Genomic DNA, 22,438 nt, shown 5'->3' with positions numbered 1-22,438 from the left:
TTAGGTTATCAAATGGTTAAATTACGTCACATTAAATGTGAATGATTGGCCTTGTGTATAAAAGGCCAACACGCTTTCCGCTGCGTTAAAGCGCTGCGGACATCTTTGGGAGAAGTTATGCATTCCTCTGTTAATAAAAATGAAACTCGGACCTTTTTTGGTCATCCTTACCCCCTCGGTTCGCTGTTTTTCACCGAAATGTGGGAACGGTTCTCGTTTTACGGTATTCGACCATTACTGATCCTGTTTATGGCGGCCACCGTCTATGACGGCGGGATGGGGCTGGCGCGCGAGAACGCGTCGGCCATTGTCGGGATCTTTGCCGGGACCATGTATCTTGCCGCGCTGCCCGGCGGCTGGCTGGCGGATAACTGGCTCGGGCAACAAAAGGCGGTCTGGTACGGCTCGATTCTGATCGCCCTCGGCCATCTCTCCATCGCGCTGTCGGCGGTGATGGGGGATAGCCTGTTCTTTATCGGTCTGATGTTTATCGTGCTCGGTTCCGGCCTGTTCAAAACCTGTATTTCGGTGATGGTCGGTACGCTGTACAAGAAAGGCGATGCGCGCCGCGACGGCGGCTTCTCGCTGTTCTATATGGGCATCAACATGGGGTCGTTTATCGCCCCGCTGATCTCCGGCTGGCTGATTAAATCTCACGGCTGGCACTGGGGCTTCGGCATCGGCGGCATCGGGATGCTGGTCGCGCTGATTATCTTCCGCGTCTTTGCCGTTCCGGCGATGAAACGCTACGACAGCGAAGTCGGCCTCGATTCCACCTGGAACAGCCCGGTAGTGAAACGAAACGGCGTCGGCGCATGGCTGCTGGCGCTGACGGTCGGCGTGGCGGTTATCATCGCGTTGATTGCCCAGGGCGTTATCGTGATTAACCCGGTGGCGGTCGCCAGCGTGCTGGTCTACGTGATTGCGGCGTCGGTGGTGCTCTATTTTATCTACCTGTTCGTCTTCGCCGGACTGAGCCGCAAAGAGCGCGCCCGCCTGCTGGTATGCTTTATCTTGCTCATCTCCGCCGCCTTTTTCTGGTCGGCGTTTGAGCAGAAACCGACCTCGTTTAACCTGTTCGCTAACGACTATACCAACCGTATGCTCGGCTCCTTCGAGATCCCGGCGGTGTGGTTCCAGTCGATCAACGCCCTGTTTATTATTTTGCTGGCACCGGTATTCAGCTGGGCATGGCCTGCGCTGGCGCGCAAAAACGTCCGTCCGAGCAGCATCACTAAGTTTGTTATCGGTATTTTATGCGCGGCGGCGGGCTTTGGCCTGATGATGCTGGCGGCGCAAAACGTCCTGAGCAACAACGGCGCGGGCGTTTCGCCGATGTGGCTGGTGGGCAGTATTCTGATGCTGACGCTGGGGGAGCTGTGCCTTAGCCCGATTGGCCTGGCGACCATGACCCTGCTGGCGCCGGAAAGAATGCGCGGCCAGATGATGGGGCTGTGGTTCTGCGCAAGCGCCCTGGGTAACCTGGCGGCGGGCCTGATTGGCGGCCACGTGAAGGCCGATCAGCTGGATATGCTGCCTGACCTGTTCGCACGCTGCTCCATTGCGCTGCTGATCTGCGCCGCGGTGCTGTGCCTGCTGATTGTTCCGGTTCGCCGGATGCTGGAAAACACCCGCAGCGACAAGCCGCAGGAGCCCGCGGCTAACGCGTAATCCCGCAAAAACCCGGCGCGTTCTGCGCCGGGTTTATCCCTTAACGGTAAACAATACCGCCATCGATCAGAATCGACTGACCGGTAACATAATCGGAGTCCGGGCCTGCCAGATAAGAGACCAGGCTTGCCACATCGTCCGGCGTTTCGGCGCGGCCAAGGGCGATACCTTCCACGTATTTTTTATAGGTTTCGCCCACCGGCGCACCGGTAATGTCGGCGAAGCGCTTATCGATCTCGGTCCACATTCCGGTTCCCACAATCCCCGGACAGTAGGCGTTAACCGTGATGCCGCGGCTGGCGTACTCTTTCGCCGCTGCCTGCGTCAGGGCGCGTACGGCAAATTTCGTGGCGGAATAGACGCCCAGCAGCGCGAAACCATCATGACCGGCGATAGAGCAGGCGTTGATGATTTTCCCTTTCTGCTGACGATCGATGAATTTTTTCGCCGCCGCCTGAATGCCCCACAGGGTACCCTGAACGTTGATGCGCATGATGCGGTCCACTTCTTCAGGCGTCACATCGGCCAGCGCCTGAACCTGGGCGATCCCGGCGTTGTTCACGATAATATCAAAGCCGCCCAGCTGTTTTTCCGCTTCATCAATGGCGGCGTATACCTGCGCGCGGTCGGCGATGTTAGCGACGAAGGTGGCCGCTTTGCGCCCCAGCGCTTCCACTTCGGCGGCGACGGCGGCAATCCCTTCCGGGTTCACGTCGACCAGCATCAGCGACGCGCCGTCTTTAGCCAGACGCAACGCGATACCGCGACCAATGCCCTGACCGGCGCCGGTCACCAGCGCAACTTTATTTTCGATAGCCATGTCTGTACTCACCTTGTACTGATTAATAAACCAGGGAGGCCCGCGGCCGATGTCGTCGTAGCCGCTGCGGCGAATGGCACTACTCTATCGGGCGCAATAAGCGTGGCCTACCCCCCTGATGGGGGGGATAATGAGCGTACGGACTGGATTTAAGGAGTAATCGCGGTATGGCTTTTTTACCCTCGGCGGATGATTCACTGACAGCGTTTGTTCATCAGGAACCTTTACGTTTCACCGGGACGCTGCCGCTTATCTCCACGCGCTTTACGCCGCCCCGTACGCCGGAAAGCCTGCTGTCGCGGGAGCGCCTGCTGCAGCGCCTCGACGGCGCCGTCTCCCGCCGTTTAACCCTGCTGCGCGCGCCCGCCGGGTTTGGCAAAACCACCCTGCTGGCGCAGTGGTACCGGCACCGCCTTCGACAAGGGGATGCGCTGGCCTGGCTGAGCCTTGAAGAGGACGACAACGCGCCGCTGCTGTTTATGCGCTATCTACAGGAGGCGCTGCGGCCGCTGTGGCAGGGGTGGAGCCCGTCGTTTCTGCATCTGTTACAAGGTGAGCTTCCGGCCGAGCTCCCCCTGTTCTTTGCTGAGCTTGTTAATCAGCTTAATCAGTGCCCGCACCCGCTGTACCTGATCCTCGACGACTATCAATGCATCAGCGACCCGGCGATTCATCAGGGAATGAGCTGGCTGCTGCACCATGCGCCGCCGGCGCTGCATCTGCTCATCGGTAGCCGTAGTCAGGCGCCTTTAGCCCTGAGCCGTCTGCATATGCAGGACCAGCTGCTGGAGGTCGATGACCCGGAGCTGCGCTTTAACCCCAGCGAAGCCCGCGCTTATTTCGCTGGCGCGTCGGGGCTGGATCCGCAGGCGATCCCCCGGCTTATCGCGCTCACACAAGGGTGGGTCGCGGGAATGAAAATGGCCGCGCTCTCCCCGGACGCGTCTACGGCGATGGGCTTCGGCGCCGGCTCGCGGTCAATCTCCCGCTATCTGGATGAAGTGATTTTCGCGCCGCTGCCGCCCGAAGTATTCGACTTCCTGCTGCATACCTCCGTGCTTAATCGCCTGCATCCGGATCTGTGCGATGCCGTCTGCGGCCGCCATAACGGCGGCGAGATGCTGAGGTGGATAGCGCAGCACAATCTGTTTCTTTCCGCGCTGGACGACAGCGGCCGCTGGTTTCGCTATCACCCGCTGATGCGCGACGCGCTGCTGCATCGCCTGCGCCACGGCGGGGATATTGATATTCGCCAGCTGCACGATCGCGCCAGCGCCTGGTTCGCCTCGCAGCAGCTGTGGGCCGAGGCGATACGCCATGCGCTGGCCGCCGGAAAATCGGCGGCCAGGGATGCGGAAGCGGGCGCGCAGTCTCTGGCGGAGGAGGGGGATATCGATACCCTGGTGCAGTGGATACGCTACCTGCCAGCCAATCTCGACCCGTCGCGCATCGAGCTTCAGCTTAACCTGGCCTGGGCGCTAGCCCACCGCTTCCGGTTCAGCGACGCTCGCCAGCTGCTCGACGCCATTGAGACGCAATCGGCGGCACATGGCGGGGCGCTGGCCCACAGCTCGTGGGTGAAGCTGCGGGTCGTTCGCGCGATCTGCGAAGCCTTTGCTGACAATATTGCCCGCAGTATCGCTATTGTCGAACCGCTGCTGCGCGAGGTGCCCTGCGGCGATATCTGGGTTGATGGCCTGGTGTGCAACATCCTCAGCTACTGCCATCTTGCGGACTCCCGGCCGCAGCAGGCGCTGGAGGTACAGCAGCGGGTATCCGGCGTCAGCGTTGCTAACCGCAACCTGTTCGTGACGGTCTACCGGGCCTTTGTCATGGCGCAGAGCTATTTGCGCCAGGGGAATCTCGCCGAAGCGGAACGTCAGGCCGCGGGGGCGCTGCGCTATGCGGAGCAGCATACCGGCGAGAACGCCAGCAGCGGCGCTACCCTGGCGCCCATTCTCGCCGAGATCGCCTGGGAGCAGGGGAAGGGCGAGCAGGCGCAAAGCCTGCTGGTTCCGCGTCTGGAGACCATCGACAACTTCTGTCCGCCCGACGGCCTTAGCCGCGGCTATATCATCCTGGCCCGTCAGGCCCGTGAAATGGGGAGACTGGCGGAAGCCGAATCACTATTACTGCACGCCGAAGGGCTGGCGGCCCAGCGCGGCTGGCTGCGGGCACAGGCTCCGCTGCTGGCGGAGCGGATTGCCGTTGCCCTTCACGCGGGCGACAAACTGGCCGCCGACGCGCTGCTGCTTCGCCTGCAGACCCTTAGCCAGACGGAGGCTGCCGGCGGATATATCGCGCTCAGCCAGAGCCGTCTCCTTATCGCCGCCGGCGAACCGCAGGCCGCCGCCCGGCTGTTGGATACGCTGGCCGGCGTGCGGGAAACCAGCGGCGAGTGGCTATTCGCCGTGCGTTTGCGGCTCAAACAGGCGCTTGCCCTCTGGCGTGCCGGCGAGCGGGAGCAGGCGATGGCTGTCTGCCGACCGGCGCTTGCGCGCGCGCTGCGTCAGGGGCTGTGGCGCAGCCTGCTGGAGGGGAGGGAAGAGATGGCTGCGCTGCTGGCGGAGATGCACAAGCGCGGCGCGGCGGATGATGCGCTGACCGCCGATATCGTCGCTTTGCTGTCCCGCTTCGCCGCCGCCGGTATCGTGATTGATACGGCGCGTCCGCAGCCGCCCGCGCTGCGGCTGACTGAACGGGAGCAGCAGACCCTGCGTTTGATTGCCAACGGCCATTCCAACAAGGGCGTCGCGCGCGAGCTGGGCATTTCGGCGGAAACCGTCAAATGGCACCTTAAGCAGCTGTATGAAAAGCTGCAGGTGAAGGGGCGCATCCAGGCGGTAAACCAGGCGCGCGAATGGCGCCTGTTAAGCTAGCGCGATGGGGCGTTCTCGCTCAGCGCCGGGCCGCGATAATCGCCGCCCAGCGCTTTAATCAAGGTGATATCGGTGCTGAGCTGCTGGGCCTGGATATCCAGCAGCAAAAGCTGCTGCGCGATGGCCGGGCGACGCGCCTCCTGCGCCGCATAGTAGCTGACCAGCCCGCGCTGATGGTGCGCGCTGGCGCTGCGGGTGGTCACCATCGCCGCCGTCACTTTCTGCTGCTGCAGGGCGGCCTGCTGGTTCAAATCGTTCAGCTGGCTCGAGCTAATCGCCACGTCGCGCACCGCGTCCAGCACCGCCTGGTTGTACTGCTTAATCAAAATATTGCTCGCCGTACGCGTCGATTTCAGGTTGGCGTTTAAGCGCCCGCCGTCAAACAGCGGTAAATAGAGCCCCGGCAGTATATTGATCTGCTGGAATGAGGACTTAAACAGATCGCCGACGCTCAGCGCGTTGTAGCCCCAGAAGGCCTTGATATCAAAGTGCGGGTAAAAGGCCGCTTTTGCCGCGTCCACCTGGCTCATGGAAGCGCTAACGTAGCCGCGCAGCGCCTGCAGGTCCGGGCGGCGGGCCAGCAGCTCAAACGAGAGCGAGTCCGGGAGCGTTTCCTGCAGCGTCGGCAGCGCCACGGGGTGAATCTCCGGCATGCTATGCGCATCGGCGCCGATCAGCGCCCGCAGGGTTTCCCGGTACTGCGTCAGCGTCCCCTGCGCCGTAATCACCTGCTGCTGCGCCGCCAGCAGCTCCGCCTGGGCATTGGCGACATCGACGCTATCCTCGACGCCGCGCGCGGTACGATGCTCGTGCGCCTGCACCGAGAGGCGGGCGATAGCCTCCAGCTGGTTGAGTAATTCGATTTTCTGAAAAGTTGCCTGCATCGCGAAATAGAGCTGAGCCACGCTGCTGGCGAGATCCAGCTCGATACCGGCGGTCTCCGCCTGGCGGGCATTCTTTTCGCCAATCGCGGCGACGACGCGGGCGCGGTCGGCGCCCCATAAATCGATATTCAGCGTCGCTCCGACGCCGACCGTATTCAGCGTGTACCAGGGGCCGTTTTTATCCACCGGCAGGGAGAAGGAGTAGGGCCAGGTAAACTGTTTATTGGTCACCCGCAGGCGGTTTTGCGCCGCCACGGCGGTGGCCTGAACGCCCATTGCCGACTGCGCCAGCTCAACCGTGGACTGCGATTGCGAAATACGCAGCCGCGCCGCCTGCATAGTAGGAGAGTTCTGCAGCGCGCGATTAACCAGCATATTGAGCTGGGGATCCTGATAGCCTTCCCACCACCGCGCCGTCGGCCAGCCGCTGTTCGCCAGGTGGATCACCTGCGCCAGCTCGGCCTGCTGCGGGTTGACCAGCGGTACCTGGCCGGGATCGTCCTGAATTAACGCGCAGCCGGCTAATTGCGTGAGGGCGAAGGCAAGCGCCAGGGAGCGCCAGACGCGCGGAAGAGGAGTGGTTTTCGTCATGATCGGGTTGCCTGTCGCGGAATAACGGAAGACGCAAGCGGCCACGTGGGCAGCGCGGCCAGCGCATTGACCAGCGGCGCGCCGAACGGATTCGCCGGATCCGGCTGCTGCGCCTGAACGCGCTCAACGCTATTTTGCTGCGCATCGATATCGCTGGCGTAGGCTTCAAGCCGCCGGGCGCAGCGGGCTAAAAAGGTATCTTCCGGCGCGGCGTAGAGGCGATAGCCTTCGCTGAGGCGCAGGATCTCCTCTGCCTGACGAAAGGTTGCCCGCGCCGGCCAGCTTTTGGCTTCCGGCCACGGGTGCGCATAGGTTCCCAGCGGCTCGGCGGCCACCCGGTTGATTAAGGTTTCGCTCTCGGTCAGCGCGGCAAACAGCGGTACCTGCTGAACCTCATCGTCGCGGGCGGCGAGGGTTTGCGCCAGCTGGCGATACAGCTGGGCCAGACGCGCTTTCAGCTGCGGCGCTTCGCTATCGGGCCATAAATAGAGATGAACAATGGAGGAAACCAGCACGCCGAGCAGGATGCCGATAACCCGGTCGCGCAGCTCGGTAAGGTTGCTGAGCGGGCCAAACCAGCTCAGGAACGCCAGCGCGAAGGTAAAGCCTATCTGAATGCCGGCGTAGGCGATGCGCTCCGACCCCGCCGCAATCCACGCCGCCAGCGCGAAGACCGGCAGGGTCATCGCCAGCAGGCCGCTCAGCGAATCGGTCCAGGGCTGCACAAAGACGATCAGAAGCAGCGCAATCAGCGTGGCCAGCAGCGCGCCGCCGATGCGTAGCCACGTTTTCTGCATGGTGGCGCCCAGGCCCGGCTGGGCGACGATCACGCAGCTCAGCATGATGGTGTGGACGCCCTGCCAGTCGGCGGCGGTGTAAAAAACGTAGCACAGCAGCGTCGCCAGCAGCGTTTTCAGGGCAAAGTGCAGATAGGTCGGATTGGACCACGCGTCCGGCAAAAGCAGCGGCGCTTTTTCCACTTCGCCCTGCGGCAGCGGGATGGTTTCGCCGCGCGCCAGCCGCGCCAGAACCTCGGCGATCTCCTGCAAAATGGCGCTGTTGGCGCCGTCGCGCGGGACAATCAGCGGCTGGACCTCCGCCGCCGCGGGCAGATTATCCGCCAGCGCGTTAAGCTGGCTGGCTATCCGCCGACGCGCATCGGGATTGTCGTCGCCCGGCTGGAGCAGCGCCGTCAAATGAGAGCAGCTCAGCGCGGCGGCCATCAGCGACTGCCAGGCCTGCGGGCTGGCGGCAATCTCCGGCGTGGCGCGCGCGGCCTGCTGATACAGGGACCGCAGTTGGTTAAACTGCCCGGCAATCTCGGTAACGGTGGGCGGCGGCGTGCCATCGTCCGGCTGGCTCAGGCGCCGCGCCGTCTGGCGGAGCATCACCACCAGCCGGGCTTTAAACTGATAGCCGGGAAAGGCCTGCTGGAAACAGGCGTTGACCAGCAGGGTCACCAGAATCGCGGTGTTGATCGCCACCCATAGCCACAGCAGCAGGCGCACCAGAATTTCGCTCTGGCTGGTCATCGACGGGAAGGTCTGGGCGTAGATGACCGCCAGCGCCACCACGAAAAACGCCAGCCCGAGCTTGCCGAGCACCCGCATCAGGTAAATGGCGCAGAAGAACAGGATCACCGAGGCGACCAGGCGGATCAGCGGATAGTCATAGGTCCATTTGATAATCAGCAGCACGCCGCCCAGCGCGACGCTGACGGTCACCACGAAAACCACGCTCACCAGTTTGATCATCAGGACGTTCGGCTGGCTGACGTAAAACACCACGATCAGCGCGACGGCGAGGAAGGGAATATGCAGCGTCATAAACAGCACAATCAGCACCGCGCAGCTGAGCGTCAGGCGCAGGGTGTAGTTCGCCCGCCCCGGCGCATCGCGGAGTTCCCGGGTCAGAAAGGGCCACAAGCTCTGCATGCCGTCTCCTTATTGCGGCTGCAGAACGGCGCTGGCGGAGGCGCCCATACGAAACAGGTTCGGGTCGGGGTCTTTAACGGCGATTTTGACCGGGAAGCGCTGGGAGACGTGGACCCAGTTGATACTCTTCTGGATAACCGGCAGGCCTTCAATCACGCTGCCGCCGTCGGGCAGAACGCCGGTGCCGACCGAGTCGACCACGCCCTCGAAGGCGCGACTGTGGTTGGTCATCACGGTGATTCTGGCCGGAACGCCGGGCCGCACGTTTTTTAAATCGGTTTCGCGGAAGTTCGCCACCACGTACCAGTGGTCGTCATCAAGCAGGGTAAAGACCGGCTTCAGGGCCGAGGCGTACTGGCCGATCGTGGTTTTCAGCGCTACCACCACGCCGTTAAACGGCGCGCGGACTTCGGTAAATTCGAGGTGCAGCTCGGCCAGCGCAATTTGCGCGAGGATGCCCGCCCGCTGCGCCACCATGGCATCGACGCCGGTCACGGCGGCGGAAGCCTGTTTGGCCTGCAGCAGGGTGGCTTCCAGCTCGGCGCGCGCCGCTTTTTCTGCCGTTCGCGCCTGATCAAGATCCTCCTGGGAGGCGAACCCTTGCGGTACCAGCGGCTCAAGGCGAATGCGTGAAGAGGTGGTTTGTTTAACCAGCGCCTTAGCCCGTTCAACGGCGGCGCTGACCGACTGCGCGTTATATTCCTGTGCTTTAATCGTGCGCTGGGTCAGCACGATCTGCGCATCAAGCGTGGTCAGGCGGGCTTTTGCATCGTCGAGCATCGCCTGGTAGGGGCGCGGGTCGATGCGGAACAGCAGGTCGCCTTTTTTTACCCGCTGATTGTCGCGAATCGGCATCTCGACGATCCGCCCGCTCACTTCCGGCACCACGTCGATAGTGTCGGCATACACATAGGCATCGTTGGTTTCCGGCGAGGTTTGCAGCTGCCAGATAACCAGAATCAGCGCCACGATAGCGGCGAGAACGAGCGCCAGCAGGGGCCATTTTTTGCGGATAACGCTTGAGCGGGATGAGGTCATAGGTATCTAGTTTACGAAGAGCAGGAACCACAGAATCGTGGCGAACAGGAACATCAGCGCCAGATAGCTGAAGACCAGCGGAGAAAATCGCGACTGCCATCCTTTACGCACAATCAGGATATGGCAGGGAATAAGTAACAGCGCGGCGCCTGTTAAGCAGAAAAACCAGCCCGGGAATGCGGCGCCTAATACCGGAATCGCCGGGGATAATGAGCAGCCGGAGAGCGTAAATAGCAAGAATAAGAGCGTAGGGCGCGGCAGCTTTACAATGCGATTCAAGACTGAATACCTGAGTGCTCGGGTTAAGATGAAATGAGTGTAATCTCCCTATCGGGGAAATAAAAGATAGATATAACCGAAGCATCTGTATTTCATCGATAAACAGAACATTTTCTTTGGATAACGAGTGCATAGAAAATCATTCATTCTGCATTAATGGCGTGAGGCCGCTGGAATATAAATTTCGCCCGTCGCCGATAGTCAGCGGTTGTTGGCAGGGCTATGCTTAGAGCCAAAGCTAAAAAAATAGTCAGAACTGAGGCAATGTCATGGATAAAGAACTACAGGAAGCGGGCTATCGCGCCTATACCGGCGAGAAAATCGATGTCTACTTTAACACCGATATCTGTCAGCACTCGGGTAACTGCGTGCGCGGTAGCGCGAAGCTTTTCAACCTGAAACGCAAACCGTGGATCGTCCCGGATGAAGTGGACGTGGCCACGGTGGTTAAGGTTATTGATACCTGCCCGAGCGGCGCACTAAAGTATCGCCAAAAATAAGCGAGGAAATGATGGAAATACTGGAAGGTCATAACAAGTTTTACGTCAATGACGCCGACGGGAAGCAGGTGGCGGAAATTGTTTTTGTCCCCACCGGCGAGCATCTCAGCATTATTGAACACACCGACGTCGACCCCAGCCTGAAAGGCCAGGGGGTGGGGAAAAAGCTGGTGGCGAAAGTGGTGGAAAAAATGCGCGGCGAGCAGCGCAAAATTATTCCGCTGTGCCCGTTTGCCAAACATGAATTTGATAATACTCGCGAGTACGACGATATTCGCGCCTGAAATAAATGCGCCAGCATGCTGGCGCAACAATGTTAGCCCGGAGCGGGCGGCGACGTACTGTGGCGTCTTCTATTATAAGCTAACCCTTTGCCAGCCATATGGCTGGCAAAGGTTATAAGCCATCGGCACCGGCGCGTTATGGCAAGAGATTACTGATAGACAAATGTTACCCCAATAATCGATTGCACGTTGCCGGCGGTCACCTGGCCGCTGGTTCGGGCATAATTAGCGATCAGCCCTAGATTGACCGGTGAGGTGCCTACCGTTCCTAAAGAAACCTCTTTATTGGCTGCAACAACGCTGCTATTTCGGGTTAGCTGAATGCCGATACCTTGCGCCGCCGAAGATGACGCGGTGTTGGTAAAAATGGAATTGGCTGCGTCCGCGGTGGTGCCAGAGAGGTAATAACCCAGTGCCTGATTTTTCGCGCAGTGTACCGTCAATGGAATCGCCGTTGAGGCGGGGTAGTTGGGAAGATTAACCGTGACGCTACGGGATGAGACATCGCAGCCGCCGGTAGGCACAATAACGTCATTATTAGCATAAATATTCCATGTGAAACGTGCCTGATATTCGTTGCTACCACTATTAATGTTGATACCAACATGAAGCATAACCAAACTGGCAATTAATGAGCCTGACTTGACGACGACTCCAGAAGCGGCTGTGACCGGGGTAAGATAAAGTATCGCATTCCAGGGCACAAAATCACCTGAACGCAAATTGTAACTTGCCGTACTCGAAGTCAGCGGGAAGTTATAGCTTGAACCATAATACTTCAGCGAACCGGTAAAGTTAGCAAGCACGCCGCTGTAGGCTGAGCCCTGGCGTATGCTTGTCCAATCGTAACGTTCTCCTGGATTGTCATTCTTACAGTATATGGATTGGGATAAGTCTACCACCAGATTTTGGCCAACCCCCAGGGACGGCTGTAAATTAACATAGACATTTGTGGACTGATCGCCGTATACGCTTTCCAGGGTCGCGCCCGTAGCGTCATAGCAGGTAAAAGCGTAAGCAGTCGTGGAGGAGCCTGCCACTAAGGATAAAATACAAAAAAATTTGTATATCAGGTGCTTAATCTTTGATGTGGTTTGATTTTGATAATTCATTTGTTTCTCCTGATTCAGGCGTAGGTATAGGTGACGTAAATCACCGCCTGGATCGTTCCTTGAGTCGCGCCTCCGTTGACCGTCAGCGCCCTGACCTTCAGAGGAAAGCGGGTTGATTGCGTTGAATCATCCACCTGCACCTCTTTTCTCGCACCGTTGTTCAGCGTGTTTCCACCTTCATCCTGTAGCTCAAGCTGGATATTGCGGGCGGTGCCCTGGTTTCTGTAGTAACCAGTGGCGTCCGCCGTACCGCTGAAGCTGGCGGTGACCCGCGAGGTGCCGACCGGGCAGTTGCTTAAATCGAGCTCGGTACCTTGCCAGGCCGACGCGGAGCCCGCTGATAGCAGGCTGAAGGTATAGAGTTCCCCCAGATCGACGCTGGCGTTAGTGGTGGAAACGGTACAGGGTTTGGCCACCACTTTGCCGTTAATGGTAATAGTAATGTCGGCGGCCTGTAGGGCCGGGGAAGATGCGGCCAGCATTATTGCCAGAAGCCACCCGGCATGAATCCATTTCATCAAAGCCTCCGGTTACTGAAATTCGAGCGTGAATGTCGCGGTAGCACTAACGTGCCCGGCGGTGACTGGTACCCGGGTGGCCATCAGCCGGGCGGAAAAGTTCAGCGTGTTGGTCTGGCCGGGGGTCAGCGTGGTCCAGGGGATCGCTGACGACGCGGCATTGAGCGGCAGCGCCGTCTGCTGCGCGCCAAGGATCTGCACGCCCATCCCCGCTGCCGCTGAGGTGCCGCCATCGAGCTGTAGCAGGTCGGTATTGATGCTGTCGGCAACGCCAACAAAGCCGACCTTCACCGCGGTGACCGAGCTGCCGCAGGGCGACAGCACGATACGAAACGGCACCAGCGGCGTGGTTGCCCCAACCGTATGAAACTGCTTCGCGGCGTTATCCATCAGATCGACGGTAAAATCTTTCGACTCGCCCGCCACGGCGCAGGCGTTATCGCGAACGTAGCCGCTGATGGTGATGGTGCTGTCCGCCGCGCAGGCGTTGGCAACCACCAGCGACAGAAGGGCACCGAGGAGATAAAAAGGTGTTTTCATCATCATGACTTCCTTAGCGGCAGACTGCCGACAGCTGGCTCAATGCCTGGTTCTTGCTTTCGGGCGGCAGGCTGTAGTCAGCCTCGCAGCTGGCGTTCGGACCTTCGCCCCATTTCGCCAGGACTTTGCCCGCCAGCGGCATCCCGCTCAGGTAGACCTGGCCGTTATCGGCGACGATGCTGCTGCCCTGGCGACCAACCGGGGTGGCCAGCGCGCCGAAGGGAACCGGCTTACCGTTGTAAATGAGCGACATCAGCAGCTTGAGCCCGACGTGGGCCTTAAACTCCGCGCGGACAATGGCGCCGTGGGTCGGTACCACGCTGGCCACCGCATCGTCCAGGTCGACGTTATCGGCCAGGCTGTTGGTGTCCAGCGCCACCCGGTTTTCCCGGTATTCGGTGGCGTAGGGCAGCACGGCGTAGCCGCGCCAGTCGGTCTGAACCCCGGTCTGGTTTTCCACTTTGACGTTGTCTGCGCCAGGGGCTTTGATCAGCACCACCGTGTCGTTCATCGGCTGGCTCAGCGTGACGCCGTCGGCGTGGGCCAGCACGCCGCCGCTCAGGCCGTAGTACAGCTGTTTGATACCGTCGCTGCGGCTGTAGCCGACGTTGGCGTTGCCGTAGCCGCCGCGGTAGTTCAGCGCCGCGTAGCCGGTGCCGCCGCTGTTGCCCTCACCGCCGCCGGCGTAGCCGGTCTGCATGCTGTAGCTCAGGTTGTTGTCCTCCAGCAGCGTGCCGTGCAGGCCCGCCAGAGTGCTCATCCGACCATGCAGATCGTTTGACATGCTGCTACTGGCGCTGGCGTGCCGCCAGGCCGATTTGCTGTCGGAACGCAGCCAGTGGCTGAACGGAATATTGACGTTGACTGCCAGCATCTGGTCGCGCCCCTGCTGCCAGGCGTTTTTGGTCAGGCTGTAGCTGAGCGTCCAGTTGATATCATTGACGGCGGTGTTCAGCCCCGCCTGGAGCTGCTGATCGGCCTTGCCGGTGCCCCAGTAGGTCTGATGACTGCCGTTCAGGTAAAGAGTCGCAGTACGCCCCAGCTGCTGGGTGATGCTGGCCTGTATTTTGCCGCGCTTGTTGTAAGCGAGGTTGTAGTAGTCGGTGAACGTCGGCTTCACTTCAATCACCCCGTCCTGGGTCGCGACGTTGTAGCCGCTCATCCGGCTGTAGGTGGTATCGGCGAAGCTGAAGTAGCCGTGCGTGGAGTAGCGGTAACCCACCAGCTGAATATTGGTGCCGGTATCCGTCAGCGACTTGTTATAGAGGAAGCGGACCGACTGACCCTGACGATCGCTGTCATCGGGCAGGGTGGCATTGGCCTGGGTGACATCCAGCGACAGCGCCCCCAGCTCCCCCATGTTTTTCCCCACGCCGAGGTTAAAGGCGTGGTAGCGGTCCGCCAGCTGGGTGCCGCCGTACAGCGTCCAGCCCGCCGGGAGTCCTTGCAGCAACGTGCCCTGGAAGAATTTAGGTTTCTCCTGCTGATTGTTGCCGCTGCGGTACTCGCCGGCGGTGACCGTATAGCGGGAGTAGCCTTCGCGCTGGAGCACCGGAACGGAAGAGTAAGGGACGGTGAACACCTGACTGCTGCCGTCGGCCTCTTTGATGGTGACCTGTAGATCGCCGCTATTACCGGCCGCATAGAGATCGTTGATGGTAAACGGGCCGGGCGGTACCGTGCTCTGGTAGATCTCATACCCGTTCTGTTTAATCGAGACCTGGGCCGTGCCGCGGGCAATCCCGTGAATGACCGGGGCGAAACCCTTCTGGCTGTCCGGCAGCATATTATCGTCGGAAGCTAACTGCACGCCGCGGAAGTTGATGCCGTCAAAGATATCGCCGTTGGTGTAGCTGTCGCCAAGGGTCAGGCGCGAGCGTAATGGCGTAACGTCTCGCTCCAGCCAGGTGTTAATGTGCTGCCATTGATTTTCGTTGTTTGCGGAACCGCTGCTGTAGCTCCAGGTGGTGTTGTCGCGCAGGCGCCAGGCGCCCAGATTCAGCCCGCTCTGCAGGTTCAGGTACGCGTAGTTGCTGCTGCCGCCGATATCGTTATGCACGGTGTTGCCGGTGAAGTTGTAGTTCAGCAGTAGCGCATTGATACCATCATCCCACAGCTCCGGAGGAATGCTACCGCGGGCGCGGTTGCCCATAAATGCCTGAGGAATGGTGAGGTAAAGACGTTGTTGAGCCACATCGAAACGGATCGTCATATCCTCGATCATCTCAAGTAAGGGGACGCAGCTATCGGCGGGCAGTTCCCCCAGCCCTGCGATTGAAGAGGTGCTGAGGCCCATGCTGGCCAACTGCCCGCGGGTAAGGCAGGGCAGCAATCCTTTACCTTTATCTCCGGCATCAAACGTGACGTCGCGGGTGGTCATATAACCGTCATTGAGATATATATCCACACGGTAGGTTCCCGGCGGTATCTCTTGTCCATTTTCAAAACCGGACAGATCCGCTACGGCGGTAGGATCGTCTGACAGGAACCGTGGATTGAAATAAAACTCTGCCTGCGCAGAAAAAGCCTGTGAGGTGAGTAAAATAAAAAGGGGAATCCTGGCCAGGATGCGTGTTGAGCGCAGGTGGTTGCGCCGAATGCACTGTGAGCCCAAATTGTAAAGTCCATATTTCAAATATGACATAGTCCCTCCGGTCAAAAATTACCGGCTGTCAGTTCTTTTTATTTCAAGCGGTAGCGTTCACTATCGCTTTAAGTTATTGTGTCCTGCCCTTCATTTTCGGGGTCAGTGCGCCATAATCATTAATCGTCCGGTAGGTAATTTCGCTACCAGCATCTGACGGTAATTTGACGGAAGTTTCTCCCAAAGGCGGAACCAGCGCATTTTCCAGTACCCGTTTTCCGGCGTTGAGCTCGGTGACCGTCTGGTAGTAGGGCGTCGGATTGCTCAGCGTGAGAACATTTCCATTACGACGAAATGTTAATTTTTCAGCAGCCTGATCTGGAGATAGCGCCAGGTTTGCCGGGCGATAATAGAGCTTGATACGGCTGATAATCGCCAACTGTAGGGTATTATCATTAAGCTTTGATTTATCCATTGAAGGAATAGCTTTAACGTTAATCCAGAACAGCGTTTCCCGATCCTGCGGTAATTGATTGTTAGTAGCATCAATAATTCGCAGCGTATTTTCTTTTTTCCCCTGCATCGAAAATAGTGGTGGCGTAATGACAAAACGACCATCTTTGCCGCCATCATTATTCTCTATCCACGATTGAATCAAATAGGCGCTTTTCTCGTCATTATTAGTAACGGCTAACTGGACCTGCTTGAGGTCGGACGGATAAACAACTCGTGTTGCCCCCAGAGCCACACCTGCTTCAGCGGAGAAGGTAAAGCCTGCCAGGACGGTCATCATCGCGCCAGCCAGCAGGCTACGTGTCATTTTCAGCGTATTTTTCACATATCTTCCTTGTGTATTCACCGTGATTTCCCTTATCGGTAGGCCGGCTGGCGAATTATTGATAGGTTAAAGAGAACGAGGCCTGCGCATTTGCGACGCCCCCAGTGACCTGTTTTCCTGTGGCCCGATACTTCGCTACGAAATGGAGAGTGGTAGGGCCGGTATAAATTTGCATCCATCTTCTGGGAGGCTGGTTAAGCGGTATAAGACTGTTATCTTTGTCAAAGAGGGCGATACCTATACCCGTAGCGATGCCCGGACCCTCGCCAACCGAAAGTACGTCCGGATTCTTACCGTCCGCGACGCCGGTGAACGCTACGCCAACATGCTGGCTAACGGCGGTAGTGCAGTCCTGCAGATGAATATCGAAGGGTACCGGGGCGGCATCCTCGCCGGTTGCATGAAAGCGGTTACTGGCAATCTGCCCCATATTGACAACCAACTGCCGATCCCCGGCTTCCACCCGGCAGGATTCAGCGATAATTTCCCCCTGAAAACGCATATTTCCACCAGGTAAAGTGACGTTCCACCGATTACCCGCCAGGGCGAGTGTCGGTAGCAGAAAAATGAACAAACCTGATCTCATTTTATGCATCGCGATCGCTCCAGTTGTTTAGTGAAAAACGGGCCATCCCTGGCCCGAATTGCTTCCCTGCAAACAAATGGATTATTCGTACTGTACTTTGAAGGTTGCGTCAGCGTTCGCGATACCGGCAGTGGCTGCACCGGTTGCGTAGTAGCGAGCCTGGAACGGAATGACGTTAGTGCCGTCGTTCAGGGTAGACGCCTTGCTGAAGGTTGCGCCATCCAGTGCCAGCGGGGTACCGGTGCTGTCGAGGATCTGTACGCCAACGTTGGTTGCGCTGCCCGCAGCGGAGTTCTGCAGTGCCAGTACGTTTGTATTGGTGTTATTAACCGCAGTACCAGAGAACGCAACAGACGCTTTAGTTGCAACGGTGGTGTCACATTCATCCAGCTGGATATTGAAACCAACGGAAGAGCTGGTGCTGCCAGCGGTAGCCAGTTTTGCTGAACGCACCTGACCTAACATAACGGTTTGATCGAGAGAACCGGCATCTACCGCACAGGCTGCGTTGACCACTTCCCCTTTAAAATGCACGGTGCCGCCGTTTACGGTGGTGGTTGCGGCCAGAGCAACGGTAGAACTCAGGGAAAGAGCTGACAGAGCAACGATAGCCAGTGTTTTGATTTTCATGTTGTTTTCCTTTAAACATTATCGATATTACGAACCGTTGTTGGCAGTCGTTATGCCTTCCAGGCACTCCATTTTTAGCCGATGGTCCGACTGCCGGTTCTTCAAAGTTTTTACCTGACTGATGTAACAGTTAGGACCATTTTGACTCATTGAAATAAATGTCTTGTTTTATCGCTTTTCATTTTTTTAAGCGGGTTTTTAATCTGTTTTTTGTTGTTTTCTTGGTTCTTTATCGTATGTGGTGAGGTGGGGAAGGAAAACAAACAAGCTGATGATGAGAGTCGATGGAAAAGTGAATATGCTGAAACAGGAGGAGGAATACCATAAATGGTGGAGGTAATTTATTTATGAATCAGGTGGTTATATTTATTTTGCCAAAAAAGAACATATTTGAGTTGCAGAATGTTTCAAAACTTTTTTATTATACGGACAGTTTGGTCCTAATTGACCCATTCGTTTTTCAAAAAAAAGAAAAAAAATCAATAAATTAGCCACAAATTATTGATTGTATAAATTTTCAGCTAATAAGTTTTTTCTCTCCCATAATCCAGCGAATCGAGCAGCGTTACTGGCGGTATATCGTACTGTGTGGCGAATGTTACGATGACCGAGATAATCCTGTATCAGGCGGGTATCCGCTCCTCTCTCTGCCAGTTCGTAACCACAGGCATGGCGTAACATATGCGGATGGGTAGGCGTAGCGGTGCCGGCAGCGATACCTGCGCTTTTAATGATGCGGTAAGCCTGTTGACGGGAAAGTCGGGTGCCGCGGCGCGAGATGAACACCGCATCGCTTTTATCTGCCCTATACCAACTGGCGCGAATCTGGCTCCAGCATTCAAGCGCGTCACGTTCATCAAAACGCAAGGGATGCACCGTGGAGAAGCCGTTCTTCAGCCGACGGATATTGATGCGTCCTTCATTGAGATCAAAATCCCGATAATGCAAATCAAGAAGTTCACTGATGCGCATACCATGGCGAAACGCTAGCAAGATAAGGCAATAATCGCGTTCGCCGGTAGGGCCATGACGTACAGCTAACATCATTGCCTGAACTTCTTTAGCTGTAAGAAAACGACGTCGATTCATAATGTATCACTCCTGATATATGCATGTGGGCGGATGTCGCGGGACAAATCATCAGCATGCGTCAGACGCACCGCAATAAAGCCGAAAATTATCTGCGCATATACCCGTCATACTTCCAGTTGCTTGTGCGTTGGCAATACTCGGCCTCCTCCTTACGCGGCCAGCGCAAGCGCTGTGCAAAACGGTTAACCGTGTTGTCCTGCAACGCGATTTATTTAGGGTATATAAATACGGGTTACTGAAGCTGTGATAAGTTCAAGCTGACAAATTTGTCACCCATAATGTTTATCGATTTTTATTTGATATCACAAGAGACGCGCAGTCCCCCTGCTATCAGGTTATTAAAATTAAAGGAAAAATAATTAAATCTGATGGGTTTGAGAAATATCTTACTTAAATATTTTGCATTACAGCAAATCAGTGCGGAAGGTCATAATTATTTTGCAATGTAGTTATGTGTGTGACTGTTTTGATTTTAATAGTAACGGGTTGGTATGTGTTGGCGCTAAAGATGTATTCGCTGCGTACGGAAGGATTCCGACGCCGTAATCGGCGTCGAAGAGAAGGGTTATAAAATAACTCGCCTTTTTTTATCTCGGGCGCAATCCCAGATACCATAGAAACGACCGGCATTGCTGGCGGTATACCAGACGGTATGGCGAATATTTCGATGCCCGAGATAGTCCTGAATCAGACGGGTATCAATGCCCATGTTGGCCAGAGCAAAACCACATGAGTGGCGAAGCATATGCGGATGGATTTCAATTGGGAGGCCGGCATTTCCACCTGCGACAGAGATAACATGATAAAACTGCTGCCGTGATAGAGGGTTTCCTTTACGTGATAAAAACAACCATTCGCTGTCCGCTTGCGGATAGGTTTCCCGGATAGCCAGCCAGCGATTTAATGCCTCAATTTCTTTATTAATTAATGGATGGGAGGTCGAGAACCCTCTTTTAAGCCGGTGGACGTAGATGCATTTTGACTGGAGATCGATATCTGAGACCCGCAGACGGCAGATCTCACTGGCGCGTAGCCCGTGAATAAAGCACAGTAATGTCAAACAGTAGTTACGTATGGCGTGAGGTCCTGTGTTCGATGCGGCCAGCAGTGCCTCAATTTCGTTTTGCGTTAAGAAATTCCTTTTCGTATTGCCTGCATTGCTTTTCATAATGTCCCTTTTATTACGCTATATGGAGATAGCATTCAGCTAACAGTCATTTAACTCATTTATATCCGTCATACTTCAGGGTACGTGTGCGCTGGCCGCTGCGTGACGCGTCATCATCCTGGATGACTTGCCCTTACGCATCGCCACTCGGCGACGTGCATATCTGTTCTTGAAAGACTTGTTGCTTACCCCAGTGACAGACTCCAGTCAGTTCGCGGAGACTCACCCTTCAGCCTCACCTCTTCGGGGCCAGCGTAAACGTTATTGGAAACGGTTAATCGCTGGTCCTGCATTTTGAATTATTTAGGGTATGTATAATTACTCCATTATTTATTGACGATGAATGTTTTTTTTATTTTCGTCTGTGCGTCTTAACATATTATTATTCTAGGTAAGTGTGTAATGAGGCGAAATTATATTTTTTTTAGCGGAAGTCCATGAGTTGCCAGTCAACGTCATCACGGTTGGCATAATGGCGTTGTATACCGCCTGAACCACGGATATTAATTTTCTATAATATTAATCATACGTTCCTCATACTTGTTTATTATGTTTAATTTGTATGGTGAATTTTATAATTTTTATGCTTGTACTTTTTTTTGATATCATTTGCACTAATGCTAATGTCTCTTTGAATGTACAATTCTGAAGAGATTTCAATTATTTATATTTTTATTAATATTATTTAAATCAATGGGTTATGTGTTTTTAAGAGGTGGTAGAAGCGTGGTGGTAATATAACCACTTTATTAAAGAGAATCTACAACACATGTTAAACAAAACTAAAAAAAAGCCTGGCACAAATTATGGGCCTCATTTGAGGGGGATTACGTATAACTACGTAATGGATGAGAGGGAAAGCGGCGATGTTACATGTGTAAAATAATTGTACTTAATAAAAGATCTGCCTATGCATATTCACAGATAGGTTCTGAGCTTTAGCTTTGGCACAACGACTAATAAGACAGAGTGTGAGCCCCGTTCTGTTCTCACACCCTGGCGCTTTGGTTATGCCAGCTCTCCGTAAATCAGGATGGAGGCGGTCAGAATCATAATAGAGCCGGATAGCATACTAATTAAATACGCCACATGAGGGCGGGTTGTTAAAATAGCGCGTGAACAGTATCCAACGACCAGGTAAACCAGTGTGCAGGTTAACAGATGTAAACTGCTGAGTATCAGCATTTGCTGCGTGACCGACCAGCTTCCCTGGGGGTCGGTAAACTGCGGCAGGAGGGCCAGAAACAGAAGAAAGACTTTTGGATTCAGGCCGCTAATGCATAATCCCTTAATCGCCCAGCGATTCCAGCTGCCCGCGCTGTGCTGCTGGGTATCAGGCATCGGCGGATGGCGTAAAATAGCGATCCCCAACCACATCAGATAGCCTGCGCCCAGCAGCGTGAGCGTCGATAGCGCCAGCGGATGATTGGCGATTAACACGCCGATTCCGGCGATGACGATCAGCGTGGCCAGCAGGTGGCCAGACATGAGTCCGGCGACGGCGGGTATCACGCGCCGTCCGTTGATCCCCGCGCTGATGGTATAGGCCCAGTCAGCGCCCGGCGTAATGATCAGCAGAAAGGAGACCAGCCAAAAGCTGGCGATAAAGCTCATTTCCATGGACGGCTCACCTCTGCGTGCTGACGGCAATTTCTCATCATTTTCCCTCGTTAAGCGGCGGTTATTTGAGGGAAAGAATATCGAGTTTATTGCGCAATGAGCTTTCAATGTTATGCTTTAAGGCGTTCTTCTGAGGGAAAATCTTCCAAATGGATAGCATCGATCGAAAAATTCTTGCTGAGCTACAGGCTGACGGACGGCTGTCGATAACCGAGCTGGCCGAGCGGGTGAATCTCAGCCTTTCGCCCTGTCATCGACGGCTGCGGACGCTGGAGCAAGAAGGGGTGATTACCGGCTATCGGGCTAATCTGGATCCGGCCAAAATGGGCTTTAACTTTTTGGCGATCGTCTTCGCGACGCTAAAAGAGGGCGATAAGAAAGCGGTCAGCGCGTTTGAGGAGGCGGTGGAAGAGATACCGCAAATCGTGCTGGCGCAGCGCCTGTTTGGCGATCCGGACTACCTGATGCACGTGGTAACCCGCGATCTCCCGGCGTTCCAGAAACTGTATGATGACAAACTCTCGGCAATGCCCGGCGTGCAGCACCTGCGGTCGACGCTGGTGATGAAAACGGTTGTGCAGGATCGCCCGTTTCCGCTCGGTAAGGGGTGATTATGCTACTCTGCGCTTTGCTCCCGGGGGCGGCGCAAAGCGCCTGCCCGGGCTACAGGTTAACAGCCGTCCGCGGGCCGGTAGCCCGGACAGATGCGCAGCATCGCCTCCGGGAAATTCAGCTACTCTGCGCTCTGCTCCCCGGTCGCGGCTAACGCCTTACCGGGGCTACGGGTTCACCGCCGTCCGCGGGCCGGTAGCCCGGACAGATGCGCAGCATCGCCTCCGGGAAATTCAGCTACTCTGCGCTCTGCTCCCC

Annotated in this window: 20 protein-coding genes; 5 read left to right on the top strand and 15 right to left on the bottom strand. The window is 56.4% G+C overall.

Going from position 1 to position 22,438, the window contains the following annotated elements; genetic code table 11:
• The first annotated feature begins 117 nt into the window (after positions 1–117).
• Entirely contained in the window at positions 118–1,671 is a 1,554-nt protein-coding gene (locus tag ACESQ2_RS26005; protein WP_004124798.1) for a peptide MFS transporter, read from the top strand.
• Between the two features lie 40 nt (positions 1,672–1,711).
• On the opposite strand, the gene ACESQ2_RS26000 is transcribed toward ACESQ2_RS26005, so the two are convergent.
• Positions 1,712–2,491 carry an acetoin reductase gene (locus tag ACESQ2_RS26000; protein ID WP_014226712.1) on the bottom strand — a complete coding sequence of 260 codons (780 nt, stop codon included), beginning with the start codon at positions 2,489–2,491 and terminating at the stop codon, positions 1,712–1,714.
• A 167-nt stretch (positions 2,492–2,658) separates the two neighbouring features.
• Between ACESQ2_RS26000 and ACESQ2_RS25995 the strand changes: the two genes are divergently transcribed.
• Entirely contained in the window at positions 2,659–5,370 is a 2,712-nt protein-coding gene (locus tag ACESQ2_RS25995) for a LuxR C-terminal-related transcriptional regulator (protein WP_049070459.1), read from the top strand.
• Here ACESQ2_RS25995 and ACESQ2_RS25990 read toward each other — a convergent pair.
• The 4 genes from ACESQ2_RS25990 to ACESQ2_RS25975 are packed head-to-tail and all read right to left on the bottom strand — an operon-like array spanning position 5,367 to position 10,096.
• Entirely contained in the window at positions 5,367–6,845 is a 1,479-nt protein-coding gene (locus ACESQ2_RS25990) for an MdtP family multidrug efflux transporter outer membrane subunit (protein ID WP_049070461.1), read from the bottom strand. The genes ACESQ2_RS25995 and ACESQ2_RS25990 overlap by 4 nt on opposite strands.
• The gene (locus ACESQ2_RS25985) at positions 6,842–8,779 is read right to left on the bottom strand and encodes an FUSC family protein (RefSeq protein ID WP_373171546.1); all 1,938 of its coding nucleotides are present in this window, start codon (positions 8,777–8,779) and stop codon (positions 6,842–6,844) included. The genes ACESQ2_RS25990 and ACESQ2_RS25985 overlap by 4 nt, the downstream gene beginning before the upstream one ends.
• Before the next feature lie 9 nt (positions 8,780–8,788).
• Positions 8,789–9,817, bottom strand: a complete 1,029-nt coding sequence (mdtN, locus tag ACESQ2_RS25980; protein ID WP_046876712.1) for a multidrug transporter subunit MdtN — start codon at positions 9,815–9,817, stop codon at positions 8,789–8,791.
• Positions 9,818–9,823: 6 nt separating this feature from the next.
• Positions 9,824–10,096, bottom strand: coding sequence for a YtcA family lipoprotein (locus tag ACESQ2_RS25975; RefSeq protein ID WP_014226707.1), 273 nt, complete (start codon positions 10,094–10,096; stop codon positions 9,824–9,826).
• 269 nt (positions 10,097–10,365) lie between these two features.
• Here ACESQ2_RS25975 and yjdI point away from each other — a divergent pair, with 269 nt between their 5' ends.
• Positions 10,366–10,596 (top strand): 4Fe-4S mono-cluster protein YjdI, encoded by a 231-nt coding sequence (gene yjdI, locus ACESQ2_RS25970; protein WP_046876713.1) that lies wholly within the window; start codon positions 10,366–10,368, stop codon positions 10,594–10,596.
• 11 nt (positions 10,597–10,607) lie between these two features.
• Entirely contained in the window at positions 10,608–10,880 is a 273-nt protein-coding gene (locus ACESQ2_RS25965) for a GNAT family N-acetyltransferase (protein WP_014226706.1), read from the top strand.
• 149 nt (positions 10,881–11,029) lie between these two features.
• Here the strand turns inward: ACESQ2_RS25965 and ACESQ2_RS25960 are convergent, their stop codons facing one another.
• From ACESQ2_RS25960 to ACESQ2_RS25915, 10 genes are all read right to left on the bottom strand, one after another.
• On the bottom strand, positions 11,030–11,962 hold the full coding sequence (locus ACESQ2_RS25960; RefSeq protein ID WP_046876770.1) for a fimbrial protein: 933 nt from the start codon (positions 11,960–11,962) through the stop codon (positions 11,030–11,032).
• A gap of 44 nt (positions 11,963–12,006) precedes the next feature.
• Positions 12,007–12,510 (bottom strand): fimbrial protein, encoded by a 504-nt coding sequence (locus tag ACESQ2_RS25955; RefSeq protein ID WP_049070463.1) that lies wholly within the window; start codon positions 12,508–12,510, stop codon positions 12,007–12,009.
• Positions 12,511–12,522: 12 nt separating this feature from the next.
• On the bottom strand, positions 12,523–13,050 hold the full coding sequence (locus tag ACESQ2_RS25950; protein ID WP_046876771.1) for a fimbrial protein: 528 nt from the start codon (positions 13,048–13,050) through the stop codon (positions 12,523–12,525).
• Positions 13,051–13,063: 13 nt separating this feature from the next.
• Positions 13,064–15,694: a fimbrial biogenesis usher protein gene (locus ACESQ2_RS25945; RefSeq protein WP_373171545.1), complete on the bottom strand. Its 2,631-nt coding sequence runs from the start codon at positions 15,692–15,694 to the stop codon at positions 13,064–13,066.
• A gap of 73 nt (positions 15,695–15,767) precedes the next feature.
• Complete coding sequence (locus ACESQ2_RS25940; protein WP_046876772.1) at positions 15,768–16,454, bottom strand: fimbria/pilus periplasmic chaperone; 687 nt, start codon at positions 16,452–16,454, stop codon at positions 15,768–15,770.
• 73 nt (positions 16,455–16,527) lie between these two features.
• Entirely contained in the window at positions 16,528–17,067 is a 540-nt protein-coding gene (locus ACESQ2_RS25935; protein ID WP_046876716.1) for a fimbrial protein, read from the bottom strand.
• A 72-nt stretch (positions 17,068–17,139) separates the two neighbouring features.
• Positions 17,140–17,688 carry a type 1 fimbrial major subunit FimA gene (fimA, locus tag ACESQ2_RS25930; protein ID WP_025106048.1) on the bottom strand — a complete coding sequence of 183 codons (549 nt, stop codon included), beginning with the start codon at positions 17,686–17,688 and terminating at the stop codon, positions 17,140–17,142.
• A 498-nt stretch (positions 17,689–18,186) separates the two neighbouring features.
• Positions 18,187–18,777, bottom strand: a complete 591-nt coding sequence (locus ACESQ2_RS25925) for a tyrosine-type DNA invertase (RefSeq protein ID WP_025106049.1) — start codon at positions 18,775–18,777, stop codon at positions 18,187–18,189.
• 568 nt (positions 18,778–19,345) lie between these two features.
• On the bottom strand, positions 19,346–19,948 hold the full coding sequence (locus ACESQ2_RS25920; RefSeq protein ID WP_049072101.1) for a tyrosine-type DNA invertase: 603 nt from the start codon (positions 19,946–19,948) through the stop codon (positions 19,346–19,348).
• A 1,008-nt stretch (positions 19,949–20,956) separates the two neighbouring features.
• Entirely contained in the window at positions 20,957–21,568 is a 612-nt protein-coding gene (locus tag ACESQ2_RS25915; protein ID WP_286115509.1) for a LysE family translocator, read from the bottom strand.
• Positions 21,569–21,717: 149 nt separating this feature from the next.
• Between ACESQ2_RS25915 and ACESQ2_RS25910 the strand changes: the two genes are divergently transcribed.
• Positions 21,718–22,179, top strand: a complete 462-nt coding sequence (locus tag ACESQ2_RS25910; protein ID WP_014226704.1) for an Lrp/AsnC family transcriptional regulator — start codon at positions 21,718–21,720, stop codon at positions 22,177–22,179.
• Positions 22,180–22,438 lie beyond the last annotated feature (259 nt).

Source organism: Klebsiella sp. Q11, assembly GCF_964241505.1.
GTDB lineage: Bacteria > Pseudomonadota > Gammaproteobacteria > Enterobacterales > Enterobacteriaceae > Klebsiella > Klebsiella michiganensis.
This window is presented reverse-complemented; position numbering and strand designations above follow the sequence as displayed.